Below are 14,431 nucleotides of genomic sequence, written 5' to 3' on the forward strand. Positions count from 1 at the left end.
CGTTCCGGCCTGCATTGACATCCTCCCGACCCGCCCACATGTTCCCCCGCCAAACGGTCCGGCCCCCCGCCCCGGGCCATCCGCCCCCGTTCTGCTAAGGAAATTTCATGCCCGTCGTCGTTGTCGAATCGCCCGCCAAGGCCAAGACGATCAACAAATATCTGGGCTCGGATTATGTGGTTCTGGCCTCGTTCGGCCATGTCCGCGACCTGCCGCCCAAGGACGGGTCGGTCGATCCCGAGCAGGACTTTAACATGAAATGGGAGGTCGCCAGCGACTCGAAAAAGCACATTCGTGCGATCACCGAGGCGCTGAAGACCGACGACACGCTGATCCTCGCCACCGACCCCGACCGCGAGGGCGAGGCGATTTCCTGGCACCTGCAGGAGGCGCTGGCCAAGGAGCTCAAGAAGGGCAAGAAGGTCAGCCGGGTGACCTTCAACGCGATCACCAAATCCGCCGTGACCGAGGCGATGCAGCATCCGCGCCAGGTCGACATGGAACTGGTCGAGGCCTATCTGGCCCGCCGGGCGCTGGACTATCTGGTCGGCTTCAACCTGTCGCCGGTGCTCTGGCGCAAGCTGCCGGGCGCCAAGTCGGCGGGCCGGGTGCAATCGGTCTGCCTGCGGCTGATCGTCGAGCGCGAGATGGAGATCGAGGCGTTCAAGCCGCGCGAATACTGGACCGTCTCGGCGGTGCTGGCGACGCCGCGCGGCCAGACCTATACCGCAAGGCTGGTCAGCTACGGCGGCAAGAAGCTCGACAAGTTCGACCTGGCGACCGAGGCCGAGGCGGCACTGGCCAAGGCCGCGGTCGAGAGCCGGGCACTGAGCATCCGCAAGGTCGAGGCGAAACCCGCTTCGAAGAACCCCTCCGCCCCTTTCATGACCTCGACCCTGCAACAGGAAGCCAGCCGCAAGTTCGGCATGGGGGCGCGGCAATGCATGAACGCGGCGCAGCGGCTCTACGAGGCCGGGCATATCACCTATATGCGGACCGACGGCATCGACATGGCCCCCGAGGCGGTCGCGGCGGCGCGCGAGGCGATCAAGCAGGCCTTCGGGGCCGAATACCTGCCCGACAGCCCGCGCATCTACAAGAACAAGGCCAAGAACGCGCAGGAAGCGCATGAATGCATCCGGCCGACCGACATGGCCAACACGCCCGAGAAACTGGGCCTGACCGATGGCGACCAGCGCAAGCTCTACGACCTGATCTGGAAGCGGACCATCGCCAGCCAGATGGCCGGCGCCCGGCTGGAACGGACCACGGTCGAGATCGGCAGCGACGATGACCAGGTCGGGCTGCGGGCCACCGGCCAGGTGCTGCTGTTCGACGGTTTTCTGAAGGTCTATTCCGAGGGCCGCGACGATGCGCCCGCCGCCGACGGCACCGGGGCCGAGGAAGATGACGAGCGCCGCCTGCCGCAGATTACCGAGGGCGAAACCGCCGAAAAACGCCAGGTCGAAAACGCGCAGCATTTCACCCAGCCGCCGCCGCGCTACACCGAGGCGAGCCTGGTGAAACGGATGGAAGAGCTCGGCATCGGGCGACCCTCGACCTATGCCTCGATCGTCTCGACGATCCAGGAGCGGGAATATGTCCGCAAGGAACAGAACCGGCTGATCCCCGAGGACAAGGGCCGTCTCGTCACGATCTTCCTGATGACGTATTTCTCGCGTTATCTGGCCTATGAATTCACCGCCGATCTGGAAGCGCAGCTCGATGACGTCTCGGCCGGCGACCGGAACTGGAAGGACGTGCTGGAGAAGTTCTGGCGCGATTTCTCGGCGGCGCTGGCGGAAACCTCGGAGCTGCGGATTTCCGAGGTCCTGACCAAGATCGACGAGGTTCTGGCCCCGCATCTCTATCCGCCGCGCGCCGATGGCAGCGATCCGCGGATCTGCCCGCTCTGCGGCGAGGGACGGCTGAACCTGAAGACCGCCCGCTCGGGCGGCGCCTTCATCGGCTGCGGCAATTATCCGAAATGTCGCTACACCAGGCCGATCGGCGGCTCGGGCGACGAGGCCGAGGGCGGCGGTGACCGGGTTCTCGGTGTGGACAACGGCGACGAGATTTCGCTGCGGTCGGGCCGCTTCGGCCCCTATGTGCAGCGCGGCGAGGCCACCGAAGAAGTGCCGAAACCACCCCGCGCCAGCCTGCCCAAGGGCTGGGATGCCTCGGAACTGACGCTGGAAAAGGCTGTGCTGCTGCTCAGCCTGCCGCGCCCGGTCGGCAACCACCCCGAGGATGGCGAGCTGATCGAGGCCGGGATCGGCCGCTATGGGCCCTATGTCAAGCACGGCCGGGTCTATGCCAACCTGCCCGAGGTCGACGAGGTCTTTACCATCGGGATGAACCGGGCCGTCGAGGTTCTGGCCGAAAAGGCGGCACGCGGGCCGGGCCGGGGCCGCGCGGCGGCACCCCCGCTGCGCGAACTGGGCGAGCATCCGGATGGCGGGCCGGTCAACGTGATGGACGGAAAATACGGGCCCTATGTCAAATGGGAGAAGGTCAACGCCACCCTGCCCAAGGAGCTGCCGCCCGAGTCGGTGACCCTGGAACAGGCGGTCGAGCTGGTGAATGCCAAGGCCGCCAGCAAGGGCGGGCGCCGGAAGGCGGCGCCGAAGAAGGCCGCCGCCAAGAAGCCGGCCGCCAAGAAGACCACAGCCAAGAAAGCGCCCGCGAAGAAACCCGCGGCAAAGAAGGCGGCGGCCAGGAAACCCGCCGCGGAATAGCGGCGGATCGCCAACCCGGGGACGGTTAGCGCTATCTTGATCGATCCGCCGCAGCGCAGCATTGACTCCGGCGGACCCGGGACGGAGAAGAGAACAGCAAACCTCTCGGGGGACCCCATGAAGAAAGTCTATGGCACGGCCTCGGAAGCGCTCGACGGGCTTCTGTTCGACGGCATGTTCATCGCGGCGGGGGGCTTTGGCCTCTGCGGCATTCCGGAATTGCTGATCGCGGCGATCCGCGACGCCGGCACCAAGGACCTGACCGTCGCCTCGAACAACTGCGGCGTCGATGACTTCGGGCTGGGCGTCCTGCTGGCCTCGCGGCAGATCAAGAAGATGCTCTCGTCCTATGTCGGCGAGAATGCCGAATTCATGCGGCAGTATCTGTCCGGCGAACTGGAGCTTGAATTCAACCCGCAGGGCACCCTGGCGGAACGGATGCGGGCCGGCGGCTGCGGCATCCCCGGCTTCTACACCAAGACCGGCGTCGGCACGGTGATCGCCGAGGGCAAGGAAGTGAAGACCTTCGACGGCGAGGACTATATCCTCGAGCGCGGCATCGTCGCCGACCTGTCGATCGTCAAGGCCTGGAAGGCCGACGAGACCGGCAACCTGATCTTCCGCAAGACCGCGCGCAACTTCAATCCGCCGGCGGCGATGTGCGGCCGGACCTGCGTCGCCGAGGTCGAGGAGATCGTGCCCACCGGCTCGCTCGACCCCGATGCGATCCACCTGCCCGGCGTCTATGTGCACCGGGTCGTCCAAGGCGAACACGAGAAACGGATCGAGCAACGCACGACCCGCAAGAAGGAGGCCGTCTGATGCCCTGGGACCGTAACCAGATGGCCGCGCGGGCGGCCGAGGAACTGAAGGACGGCATGTATGTGAACCTCGGCATCGGGATCCCGACGCTGGTGGCCAACTATGTCGGCGACAAGGACATCACCCTGCAATCCGAGAACGGGATGCTGGGCATGGGTCCCTTCCCCTATGAGGGCGAGGAAGACCCCGATCTGATCAATGCCGGCAAGCAGACGATCACCGAACTGCCCCGCACCGCCTATTTCGACAGCGCCACCTCCTTCGGGATGATCCGCGGCGGCAAGATCGCCATGGCGATCCTCGGCGCGATGGAAGTGTCCGAGACCGGCGACCTGGCGAACTGGATGATCCCCGGCAAGCTGGTCAAGGGCATGGGCGGCGCGATGGACCTTGTGGCCGGCGTCGGCCGGGTGGTGGTGGTCATGGACCACACCAACAAGCACGGCGAATCCAAGGTGCTGCGCAAATGCACCCTGCCGCTCACCGGCAAGGGCGTGGTCGACCGGATCATCACCAATCTCGGCGTGCTGGACGTCACCCACAAGGGCCTGCATATCGTCGAACTGGCCGATGGCGTCACCGAGGCGCAGTTCCGTTCCGCCACCGAGGCGACCCTTGTCTGAGATCGAGATCACCCGCGAAGTCACCGGGTCGAAGGGCCGCTATGTCTATGCGCTGGACGGGGCCGAGGCCGAGCTGACCTATTCCATCGCCGGCCCCGGCCGCATCATCGCCGATCACACCAACGTCCCCGAGACGTTTCGCGGCCAGGGCGTGGCGCTGAAACTGGCCAACCGGCTGATCGCGGACGCCCGCGCCGAAGGGGTCAAGATCGTCCCGGTCTGCTCCTACATCAAGGCGCAGGTACGGCGGCATCCGGACTGGGCGGATGTGATCGCGGACTGAGCGCCACCGCTGGACTCCCCCCGCGCCGCAGTCTTAACCTGTGCACAACAGTTTCCTGACACCGGAGTGACACCGATGCTGACCCGCCGCGCTGCCCTTGCCGCAATTGCCCTGTTCGCCGCCCTGCCCGCCGCAGCGCAGGACCTGCCCGATCTGGGCGGGCGCGAGATCACGGTGGTCACCGAGAACGCCTATCCGCCGCTGCAGTTCCTGGACGGCAACGGCAACCAGATCGGCTGGGAATACGACGCCATGGCCGAGATCGCCAAGCGCCTGAACGCCAAGATCACCTACGAGAACATCTCCTGGGACGCGATGATCCCGGCAGTCAGCGAAGGCCAGTTCGACATCGGCATGACCGGCATCACGATCCGCGACGACCGCAAGGAAATGGTCGATTTCTCGGACCCCTACATGCATTCGGAAATGGTCATGCTGGTGCGCGGCGACGAGACCCGCTTCACCGATGCGGCCAGCTTTGCCGCCGACCCCGATCTGCTGATGGCCGCCCAGCCCGGCACCACGCCCTTCTATGTCGGGGTCTACGATGTGCTGGACGGCGACGAGGCCAACCCGCGGATCAAGCTGTTCGAGACCTTCGGCGCCGAGGTTCAGGCCCTGCAGGCCGGCGATGTCGATCTGGTGCTGACCGACGGCACCGCCGGCAAGGGCTATGTCGCGGCCTCGGATGGCGGGCTGAAGCTGATCGGCGAGCCGCTGGGCGCCGAGGACTTCGGCTTCATCTTCCCCAAGGGCTCCGATCTCGTGGCGCCGATCAATGCCGCAATCGCCTCGATGCAGGCCGACGGCACGATCGAAAAGCTGAACAAGCATTGGTTCCTGGACTTCAAGCAGGGCGAGTGATCCCTCTCTCGACCCTCGCGCCACATGACCCAAAGACGAGCCCAGGCTGACAAGGCCGATTTTCCCTGGTGGCTGGTGGCCGCCGGGCTGATCGGCGCATGGCTCCTGTGGCAGGTCGTCGCGGACGATCTCTATTTCCGGGTCCTCACCACCCTGTCGCGGGGCATCGGCATCACCCTTTTCGTCACCCTGGTGGCCTATGCCTTCGCAACGCTGCTGGGGCTGGGCCTGGCGCTGGCCGGGCTGTCGCGCTGGCTGCTGCTGCGGCAGCTGGCGCGGTTCTACATCGAGATCATGCGCGGCATCCCGATCATGGTGCTGCTGCTCTATGTCGCCTTCGTCTTTGCCCCGGCGCTGATCGCGGCCTGGAACTGGGCCACCGGCTGGACCGGCTGGGAGCCAATGAAGACCCGCGACTTCCCCTTTCTCTGGCGCGCGATCATGGCACTGACCTTCGCCTATGCCAGCTTTCTGGCCGAAGTGTTCCGCGCCGGAATCACCGCTGTCGATCCGGGCCAGATCGAGGCCGCCAAGGCGCTCGGCCTGAAGGGGTGGAACCGGTTCCGTCTGGTGGTCTGGCCGCAGGCCTTCCGGACCATCCTGCCGCCCTATGGCAACGACTTCGTCGCCATGGTCAAGGACAGCTCGCTGGTCTCGGTGCTCGGCGTCGCCGACATCACCCAGCTGGGCAAGGTCACGGCGGCGGGGAACTTCCGCTATTTCGAGACCTACAACGTGGTGACGCTGATCTATCTGTTCATGACCATCGGCCTGTCGCTGCTGCTCCGGCGACTGGAACGGCATCTGCGGCGCCAGCCCGGCTGAGGCCGCTTTCCCGCCCCTGCGGGCTGTTCCCTGCCGCGCCGCACGCCTAGAGTGCCGCGCAAAGGAGACCCGCCCATGAACGCCCTGCTTTCGCCCTGGACCGCGCAATTCGATCTGCCGCCCTTCGCCGAGATCACCGATGCCGATTTCGCCCCCGCCTTCGAAGCCGCCCTGACCGAGGCGCGCGCCGAAATCGCCCGGATCGCGGAGAACCCCGAAGCGCCGACCTTCGCCAATACGATCGAGGCGCTGGAACTGGCCGATGAGACCCTGAACCGTGTGCTGGGCGTGTTCTACAACCTGGCCGGCGCCGACTCGAACCCGACCCGCGAGGCGCTGCAGCGCGAGTTCTCGCCCAAGCTGGCCGCCTATGGCTCGGAGATCACCCGCAACCGGCCGCTGTTCCAGCGGATCGAGACGCTTTGGCAAGCGCGCGATACACTCGGTCTGACGCCCGAGCAGAACCGGGTGCTGATGCTGACCCGGCGCGGCTTCGTCCGCGCGGGCGCGGCACTGGAAGGCGAAGCGCAGAGCCGGATGGCCGAGGTCAAGGAACGGCTGGCGGTGCTCTCGACCCGGTTCACCCAGAACCTTCTGGCCGATGAGCGGGACTGGTTCATGGAACTCTCCGAAGCCGATCTTGAGGGCCTGCCCGATTTCGTCGTCGCCAGCGCCCGCGCCGCCGGGGCCGAGAAGGGTGCGAAAGGGCCGGTGGTCACCCTGTCGCGCTCGCTGATCGTGCCCTTCCTGCAATTCTCGCCCCGCCGCGACCTGCGTCGGAAGGCCTATGAAGCCTGGTCGAAACGCGGCGAGAACGGCGGCGCCACCGACAACCGCGAGATCGCCGCCGAAATCCTGCGGCTGCGGCAGGAGCGGGCCGAACTGCTCGGCTACCCGAACTTCGCGGCCTACAAGCTAGAAACCGAGATGGCCAAGACCCCCGAGGCGGTGCGCGACCTTCTGATGCAGGTCTGGAAACCGGCCCGCGCCAAGGCCGAGGCCGACGCCGCAAGGCTGGAAGAGATGATGCACGAAGACGGCATCAACGGACGGCTGGAAGCCTGGGACTGGCGCTATTACTCGGAAAAGCGGCGCCGGGCCGAACATGATCTGGATGAGGCCGAGCTGAAACCCTATCTGCAACTCGACCGGATGATCGAGGCCGCCTTCGACTGCGCGACCCGGCTGTTCGGCGTGACCTTCCGGCCGCTGGACGTGCCGCTCTATCACCCCGACGCGCGGGCCTGGGAGGCAATGAAGGACGGCAAGCATCTGGCGGTGTTCATCGGCGACTATTTCGCCCGCGGCTCGAAACGTTCGGGCGCATGGTGCTCGGCCTTCCGCGAGCAGCAGAAACTGGCCGGAGAGATTCGCCCGGTGGTGGTGAACGTCTGCAACTTCGCCAAACCGGCCGAGGGCGAACCGGCATTGCTCAGCTACGACGACGCGCGGACGTTGTTCCACGAATTCGGTCACGCATTGCATCAGATGCTGTCGGATGTGACCTATGCGTCGATCTCGGGCACCTCGGTGCCGCGCGATTTCGTCGAACTTCCCAGCCAGCTTTACGAGCATTGGCTGGAAGTGCCGGAGGTTCTGGGAAAGTACGCGACCCATGCGGTGACGGGAGAGCCGATGCCGAAGCCGATGCTGGACCGGCTGCTGGCGGCGCAGACCTATGACATGGGGTTCCAGACCGTCGAATACGTCGCCTCGGCGCTGGTCGATCTGGCGTTTCACGACGGTCCCGCGCCTGCCGATCCGATGGCGGCGCAGGCGGCGGAGCTGGAGCGGATCGGGATGCCGCATGCGATCCGGATGCGGCACGCGACCCCGCATTTCGCGCATGTCTTCGCCGGCGACGGCTATTCCTCGGGCTATTATTCCTACATGTGGTCCGAGGTGATGGACGCCGATGCCTTCCAGGCCTTCGAGGAGGTCGGCGATGCCTTCGACCCGGCGACGGCGGACAGGCTGGAGCGGTTCATCCTGTCGGCCGGGGGCAGCCAGGAGGCCGACGCCGCCTATACCGCCTTCCGGGGCCGGATGCCGGGGCCCGAGGCGCTGCTGAAGGGCCGCGGGCTGGACGGATAGCCGGCGTCCCCATGGGGACGGGGGGTCAAGCCGTTGAAATTCCTTGCGAACCCCGTGGGGACATCATCGTGGTTAACGGCTCAGTCACAAATCCCCTCGATCTGCACCCCGCGCCAGGGCAGCAGCACCTGCTGCGCCAGCGGGGTCGAGATCGGGGAGACGGGGAAGACCTTGGCCAGCATCTCGTGCAGGCGCCGGGTCCGCTCGGCATTCGGGGCGAGAACCCGGCAGCAGAGATACTCCTCGACGATCGCGCCCTGCTGCTCGTAGCCGAAGCTGCTGAAATCGGCCGTGGTGTCGGGGTCGAACAGATAGGGATCGGCGCTGGTGACATGCTCGCGCGCCGCCCGCCAGGGGGTATAGCCGGTCTCGGCCCGGTGCTGCCATTGCCAGACATGCACCGCCTCATGCGCCAGCAGCATCGCCCGCACCAGATCCATCTGCCGCGGCACCCCGCCGGTGAGATCCTTCGCCGCCCAGTCCGAGCGGACCATGATCGTGTTCCACAGCGTCATCGCCGGGGCGGCGCCGAGCGCGGTCTTGTTCGGGTTCGGCGGGTAGAGACGGCTCTGGCAGGTCAACCGCGGCTGCACCGGAAAGCGCCGGGTCAGCGTGACCAGACCGGGATGGATTCGGATCGCCGAAGTGTCCAGCCGGTCGCCGGTGAAATTGCGCAGGAAGGCGGCTTCGGGCGGCGCCAGCGGCCTTGTGCAGGCAGCCAGAAGCGTGAGCAGGAGGAACAGAAATCTTCGCATGGCGGCAAGGCTATGCGAGCCATCACGATGCGTCGAGAGGGCTAGGAGGTCTGCGCCAGGACGACCCCGACGGCCATCAGCAGCAGCGCGATCATCCGCTGCGCCGAAAGGCCGATCACCCGGGCGCCGAACAGGCCGAAGGCGTCGATCACCGCGGCCGAGACCAGTTGCCCGAGCAGCACCATCATCACCGCATTTCCGACGCCGAAGCGCGGCGCGATGACGGTGATCGAAAGCACGTAGAAGGCAACGAAACAGCCGCCCAGGAACAGATGCGGCGGCTGCGCGGGAAGCTTCGCGAGCGCCCCGCCCTGCCCCAGCAGCAGCATCGAGACCAGCGCGACAAGGAAGGCGACGACGAAGAGCACCGCCCCGGCGGCGAAGGGCGCGCCGATCCGGGCGCCGAGCTGCGCGTTGATCGCGGCGAGGATCGGGATGCCGACCCCGGCGGCGAACATGACCGTGGCGTGACGAAGGGTATCGGGCAGCATGGGCGGGCTCCGGGCTGGATGCGGCAGAGCCTAGTCGGCGGGACCGGCGGGGGGAAGGGGGCGGCGCCTCTAGAGGCCAAGCGCCTTGCGCAGCGCGGCATTGGCGCGGGTCTGCCAGCCCTTGCCGTCGGCCTTCAGCCGGGCCAGCACGTCGGGGTCGAGGTACATGGTGACGCGCTGCTTCTTCTTCGAGGGCGGAAGCGGCGGCCGGCCCTGCCCCTTGACCAGGGCAAGGAGGTCGGGGCGTTCGGACATCGGGCGGAACCGGCGAAAATCCTCTTCGGTCAGTTCGCGAACTTCGCCCTCTTCGTCAATGAGGGGCGCGGGCGCGGTAGTAGGCTTTTTTCTCGCGGTCATTGGCCTTCCTCAGGTTGATGAGGCGGGGTCTCCCGCCACGCGGTGTCCAGGTGCAGATGTGCAGCCTGCCATCCAGGTTGCCGACCGAAACGACGCGAACCTCACCATAGTCGCGTCTGCGGTCTTCTTCGAAAGTCGCCGTCTCCCAGTCGAACCGGACGATCGCGGCGAAGTCCACGCCATGCTTGGCGCGGTTGCTGCGGCGCTTGGTCTCGTCCCAGTCCCAGTCCCACATTTAATGTATGCATGTTTAATTCGCAAGGGATGCCGGGAGGATGCGGGAGGTGTGGTTAACGGGAGGTGAAAGGGGAGATGGCCGGTGCGGTTGCCGAGGTGCGAAACGGACAGCGGCCGGCCCGTGGGGGGCGGGTCGGCCGCTGCCCGGCCTGCGGCCGGGCGGGAGGGGGCGGAATGGTTTCAGCCTAATATATCCATATCGCAGGTAATCAGTTCCGATATTCCATCATCATTCGACAATCTTGACATGCCCGCATTTCGTATCTGAAAATCGAGAAAACTAGGAGGCCCTCATGGCTGAACTCGAGCATAACGGTGTGGAACTGTCACGAATCCATAGACGAAACAATGAGAAGAAGTTCTTTTGTCACTTCACCGGCTTCCTCGAAGGCATTGCTGCAAGTGGCTACGTAGAAAAAGGTGAGGTTGCCCCTCTGATAGCAGAGTGTGAAGAGTTTGTGCTGCGCGCTTCCGACGGGGACGCATATGACATTATCGAGGATTTTCAGAGCGACCTTCTTGAACACGCAACCATTGCTGATGCGGCGCGTCTTCGGCTTTCAGAAATCGACCCAACCTGCACGAAGAGCAGTCTGAACCGGTTCCTCGGATTTTGCAGAGGTATCGTTTGCGATGGACGGATTACACTGCATGAGGCTCAAGGACTGATATCCTACATCGAAAGAAACCCCTCGATAAGAGATGTAGTGGGTGTCCGCCAGATATTTGTCACATGCGCGGATGCGATAGCCGATGGAATTATTGATGACACAGAAAGCAATGAGATCTGCGATGCCATCGGTCATGTCGTTGGCGATTCCTACGGAGACACAGGACTGGCACAAACAGGAGGTGTAGCAAACTTCGAGGAATACAAAATTTCCGACATAAACAGCGATCTTGAGAACAAGAGAGTTGTTCTTACAGGAAGTTTTTCTGTCTCACCCAGAAGAATAATGGAGGAAAGAATTTCTGGGTTCGGCGCCATTGTTGAACGAGCAGTCACTCGGAAGACAGACTATCTCTTCATTGGCGGCAATGCATCGCGCGATTGGATTGAGCTCAATCGGGGAACGAAGATGATCAAATCACTTAAGCTTAGACAGACATCTAATCGGCCACTGTTTGTATCTGAGCATCAGTTCCTTAGATTATCAAAGGCTTAACCCCTCAAACATCCAGCTCCTCAACAAACCGCGCGTTTTCCTGGATATACTGGAACCGCAATTCCGGCTTCTTGCCCATCAGCCGCTCGACCAGATCGCCGGTCTCGCCGCCGTCCTCGTCGTCGATGCTGACCCGGATCAGCTTGCGGGTCTTCGCGTTCATCGTGGTTTCCTTCAGGTCCTTGGCGTCCATCTCGCCCAGGCCCTTGAACCGCTGCACGTCGATCTTGCCCTTGCCGCCCAGCCCCTTGGCCAGCCACAGATCCTTCTCGGCCTCGTCCGAGACGTAGAGCCGCTCGGCCCCCTGGGTCAGCCGGTAGAGCGGCGGGCAGGCGAGGTAGAGATGGCCCTTGTCGATCATCGGCCGCATCTGGGTGAAGAAGAAGGTCATCAGCAGGCTGGCGATATGGGCGCCGTCCACATCGGCGTCGGTCATGATGATGATCTTGTCGTAGCGCAGATCCTCGACGTTGAACTTGCTGCCCATGCCGGTGCCGAGCGCCTGGCAGAGGTCCGACAGCTCCTGGTTCTGGCCCATCTTCGCCGAGGCGGCGCCGAGCACGTTGAGGATCTTGCCCCGCAGCGGCAGCAGCGCCTGGGTGGCGCGGTCGCGGGCCATCTTGGCCGAGCCGCCGGCGCTGTCGCCCTCGACCAGGAACAGCTCGGTGCCCTCGCGGTTGGTGGCGGTGCAGTCGACCAGCTTGCCGGGCAGGCGCAGGCGCTTGGTGGCGCTCTTGCGGGCGGTTTCCTTTTCCTGGCGGCGGCGCAGGCGTTCCTCGGCACGGAGCACCAGGAAATCGAGGATCGCCCCGGCGGATTTGGTGTCGGAGGCCAGCCAGTTGTCGAAATGGTCGCGCACCGCGCCCTCGACCAGGCGGGCGGCCTCGGTCGTGGCAAGGCGGTCCTTGGTCTGGCCGACGAATTCCGGCTCGCGGATGAAGCAGGAGACCAGGGCGCAGCCGCCGGCGGTCAGGTCGTCGCGGGTGATGTCGCCGGCCTTGCGGTTCTTGACCAGTTCGCCATAGGCGCGGATGCCCTTGAGGATGGCGGCCCAGAAGCCCTGCTCATGGGTGCCGCCCTCGGGCGTCGGGACGGTGTTGCAATAGGACTGGATGAAGCCGTCCTTCGACGGGGTCCAGTTGATCGCCCATTCGACCGAGCCGGGGGTCTGGAACTTCTCCTCGAAGCTGACCTTCCCGGCGAAGGGCCGGTCGGCATAGGCGGTGGCGCCTTCGAGCTGTTCGTTCAGATAGTCCGAGAGACCGCCGGGGAAGTGGAAGGTGGCCTCCAGCGGGGTGTCTCCGTCGGGAATCGCGGATTTCCAGCGCAGTTCCACCCCCGAGAAGATATAGGCCTTGGACTTGACCATCTTCAGCAGGCGGGCGGGCTTGAACCGGTGGCTGCCCCAGATTTCCGGATCGGGATGGAAGGTGGTGGCGGTGCCGCGCCGGTTGGCGATGCTGCCCAGCTGCTGCAGCGGGCCCTGCGGGATGCCCTTGGAGAACTCCTGCGCCACCAGCTGGCGGTTGCGGGCGACCTCGACGCGCATGTGGTCCGAGAGCGCGTTGACCACGCTGGCCCCGACGCCGTGCAGGCCGCCCGAGGTCTGATAGGCCTTGCCGCCGAACTTGCCGCCGGCGTGCAGGGTGCAGTGAATCACCTCGAGCGTCGATTTGCCGGGGAACTTCGGATGCGGGTCGAAGGGCATGCCGCGGCCGTTGTCGCGGATGGTGACGGAATAGTCCTCGTGCAGTTCGACCTCGATTCGCGTGGCATGGCCGGCCACCGCCTCGTCCATCGAGTTGTCGAGAATCTCGCTCACCAGATGGTGCAGGGCCCGATCGTCGGTGCCGCCGATATACATGCCGGGGCGCTTGCGGACCGGTTCCAACCCTTCCAGCACCTCGATCGACGAGGAATCATAGCTTTCCATGCCCTGCAAAAGGTCGTCCGCCATTGCCGCTGCCCGTTCTTGCTCTTGGTTGGCGGACATCATGGCAGCAGCGACTCGGGCAGGCAATGGGTCCAGCCCTGTCGTTTCCACTCCGCGAACGGCAAATGGCGATCCTGCGGCGAAAATTCGGCCATTGACGCCCAGGAAGGGACGATGCAAGGTCACAACCATGGATTGAATGCAGAATCGAAACGCTTTCCGATTCTGCAAGAGCAGCTTTGCACCCGATACCTGTAGGAAACGACAGGTTGGACTAAATCCTGCCACATTTTGCCACGAAACATGATCCTCGACGGCAGGGAAAACTTGCCGTGGAACGACAGGACTGAACCGATGCAAAACGACCTCTGCAACAAAGCCCGCAACCGCCGCATCTTGGCGCTGGCACGTCTGACCCGGCGTCGTCTGCGTCATGAGAATGGCGCTGCGCGCTCGCTCCCGGAAATCAAGAGCGCAGAGGTCGGCGCGTTATTCGATACAATCAGTCAGAGGCTCGACCAGAGTCCGATCCTGGCCTGACGGGACCAAGGCGGTCCCCCCGCCTGTACCCCCCCCGACCCCGTCAGGGCAATTGCCGCGCAACGGAACCCGACACCGGCGCGCGCATCTCGAACCCCGTCCTTCGCCCTCCGGCGGGACGGGGTTTTTTCTTGTCTGCCCCCCATGTTGCGGGCCGATTCCGCACCCCGATTCTCCCCGGAACGCGCGCCTGACACGGGCCGCTGGCAACGCCGCCGACCGGCACATTTTCCGGCCCCAGGATTGCCGCAAATGGGGCGGAAGCGGCGACCGGGAACAACCGCAGCGGTCGCCACCGGGCAGCCAAATTCTACAACAAAACCAGAAGGATGCGGCGAATCCCCCGAGAGCCGGAAGCAAGCCGCAGGCACCGCCTCAATTCGCAGAAGATCGCCTTTAAGTTGTTCGAAAATGGCAGGATTCGCGTCGCATTCCGGTCGCATTTCCAAGTGAAGTTGGACCCATCGACGACCAACAGTCGAGCCAGCATACTACTCGGGAGAACACCAATGCCGAACCTGATGTCCAAGGCCCGCCAGAACCGTATCGACGCCATCGCCATCCTGAGTGACCGCCGGTCGCCACGTTCCTCCGATGCCGACAGGTCGGCGGGCTCGACCCACGCCGCGGTCGAAACCAACCGTCGCCCGTCGCGGCCGAACATCTTCATCTGAGTTCACATCAGTTCCGCCCCAGGCGGCCA

Annotated in this window: 15 protein-coding genes; 10 read left to right on the top strand and 5 right to left on the bottom strand. The window is 64.7% G+C overall.

From position 1 onward, the window contains the following. Positions 1-107: 107 nt before the first annotated feature. The 7 genes from topA to NUW50_RS06760 all read left to right on the top strand — a co-directional run bounded on the left by topA (position 108) and on the right by NUW50_RS06760 (position 8,249). Positions 108-2,738 (top strand): type I DNA topoisomerase, encoded by a 2,631-nt coding sequence (gene topA, locus NUW50_RS06730; protein WP_258288335.1) that lies wholly within the window; start codon positions 108-110, stop codon positions 2,736-2,738. A 117-nt stretch (positions 2,739-2,855) separates the two neighbouring features. After that, a complete protein-coding gene (locus NUW50_RS06735) occupies positions 2,856-3,560 on the top strand; it encodes a CoA transferase subunit A (RefSeq protein WP_258288336.1) in 705 nt (234 codons plus the stop codon). After that, the gene (locus NUW50_RS06740) at positions 3,560-4,183 is read left to right on the top strand and encodes a 3-oxoacid CoA-transferase subunit B (protein WP_258288337.1); all 624 of its coding nucleotides are present in this window, start codon (positions 3,560-3,562) and stop codon (positions 4,181-4,183) included. The genes NUW50_RS06735 and NUW50_RS06740 overlap by 1 nt, the downstream gene beginning before the upstream one ends. Then, positions 4,176-4,466 carry a GNAT family N-acetyltransferase gene (locus tag NUW50_RS06745; protein WP_258288338.1) on the top strand — a complete coding sequence of 97 codons (291 nt, stop codon included), beginning with the start codon at positions 4,176-4,178 and terminating at the stop codon, positions 4,464-4,466. The genes NUW50_RS06740 and NUW50_RS06745 overlap by 8 nt, the downstream gene beginning before the upstream one ends. 75 nt (positions 4,467-4,541) lie before the next feature. Beyond that, the gene (locus tag NUW50_RS06750; RefSeq protein WP_258288339.1) at positions 4,542-5,330 is read left to right on the top strand and encodes a transporter substrate-binding domain-containing protein; all 789 of its coding nucleotides are present in this window, start codon (positions 4,542-4,544) and stop codon (positions 5,328-5,330) included. 24 nt (positions 5,331-5,354) lie between these two features. Beyond that, positions 5,355-6,155: an amino acid ABC transporter permease gene (locus tag NUW50_RS06755; RefSeq protein WP_258288340.1), complete on the top strand. Its 801-nt coding sequence runs from the start codon at positions 5,355-5,357 to the stop codon at positions 6,153-6,155. Positions 6,156-6,230: 75 nt separating this feature from the next. Further along, a complete protein-coding gene (locus NUW50_RS06760) occupies positions 6,231-8,249 on the top strand; it encodes a M3 family metallopeptidase (RefSeq protein WP_258288341.1) in 2,019 nt (672 codons plus the stop codon). Between the two features lie 80 nt (positions 8,250-8,329). On the opposite strand, the gene NUW50_RS06765 is transcribed toward NUW50_RS06760, so the two are convergent. The 4 genes from NUW50_RS06765 to NUW50_RS06780 form a co-directional block, all read right to left on the bottom strand. Further along, the gene (locus tag NUW50_RS06765) at positions 8,330-9,004 is read right to left on the bottom strand and encodes a hypothetical protein (RefSeq protein ID WP_258288342.1); all 675 of its coding nucleotides are present in this window, start codon (positions 9,002-9,004) and stop codon (positions 8,330-8,332) included. 41 nt (positions 9,005-9,045) lie between these two features. Then, the gene (locus NUW50_RS06770; RefSeq protein ID WP_258288343.1) at positions 9,046-9,495 is read right to left on the bottom strand and encodes a DMT family transporter; all 450 of its coding nucleotides are present in this window, start codon (positions 9,493-9,495) and stop codon (positions 9,046-9,048) included. A 69-nt stretch (positions 9,496-9,564) separates the two neighbouring features. Beyond that, positions 9,565-9,852 carry a BrnA antitoxin family protein gene (locus NUW50_RS06775; protein ID WP_258288344.1) on the bottom strand — a complete coding sequence of 96 codons (288 nt, stop codon included), beginning with the start codon at positions 9,850-9,852 and terminating at the stop codon, positions 9,565-9,567. Further along, entirely contained in the window at positions 9,806-10,087 is a 282-nt protein-coding gene (locus NUW50_RS06780) for a BrnT family toxin (protein ID WP_258288345.1), read from the bottom strand. Before NUW50_RS06780 ends, NUW50_RS06775 begins: the two co-directional genes overlap by 47 nt. Positions 10,088-10,382: 295 nt before the next feature. Between NUW50_RS06780 and NUW50_RS06785 the strand changes: the two genes are divergently transcribed. Next, on the top strand, positions 10,383-11,255 hold the full coding sequence (locus NUW50_RS06785) for a BRCT domain-containing protein (protein ID WP_258288346.1): 873 nt from the start codon (positions 10,383-10,385) through the stop codon (positions 11,253-11,255). 4 nt (positions 11,256-11,259) lie between these two features. On the opposite strand, the gene parE is transcribed toward NUW50_RS06785, so the two are convergent. Further along, positions 11,260-13,212 carry a DNA topoisomerase IV subunit B gene (gene parE, locus NUW50_RS06790; protein WP_258288347.1) on the bottom strand — a complete coding sequence of 651 codons (1,953 nt, stop codon included), beginning with the start codon at positions 13,210-13,212 and terminating at the stop codon, positions 11,260-11,262. A gap of 330 nt (positions 13,213-13,542) precedes the next feature. Between parE and NUW50_RS06795 the strand changes: the two genes are divergently transcribed. Together NUW50_RS06795 and NUW50_RS06800 are read left to right on the top strand one after the other, a co-directional pair. Then, entirely contained in the window at positions 13,543-13,728 is a 186-nt protein-coding gene (locus NUW50_RS06795) for a hypothetical protein (protein ID WP_258288348.1), read from the top strand. A 509-nt stretch (positions 13,729-14,237) separates the two neighbouring features. Next, the gene (locus NUW50_RS06800) at positions 14,238-14,402 is read left to right on the top strand and encodes a hypothetical protein (protein WP_258288349.1); all 165 of its coding nucleotides are present in this window, start codon (positions 14,238-14,240) and stop codon (positions 14,400-14,402) included. Positions 14,403-14,431: the final 29 nt, after the last annotated feature.

Origin of the sequence: Frigidibacter sp. ROC022 (assembly GCF_024723735.1) — a bacterium.
Classification (GTDB): domain Bacteria; phylum Pseudomonadota; class Alphaproteobacteria; order Rhodobacterales; family Rhodobacteraceae; genus SLM-1.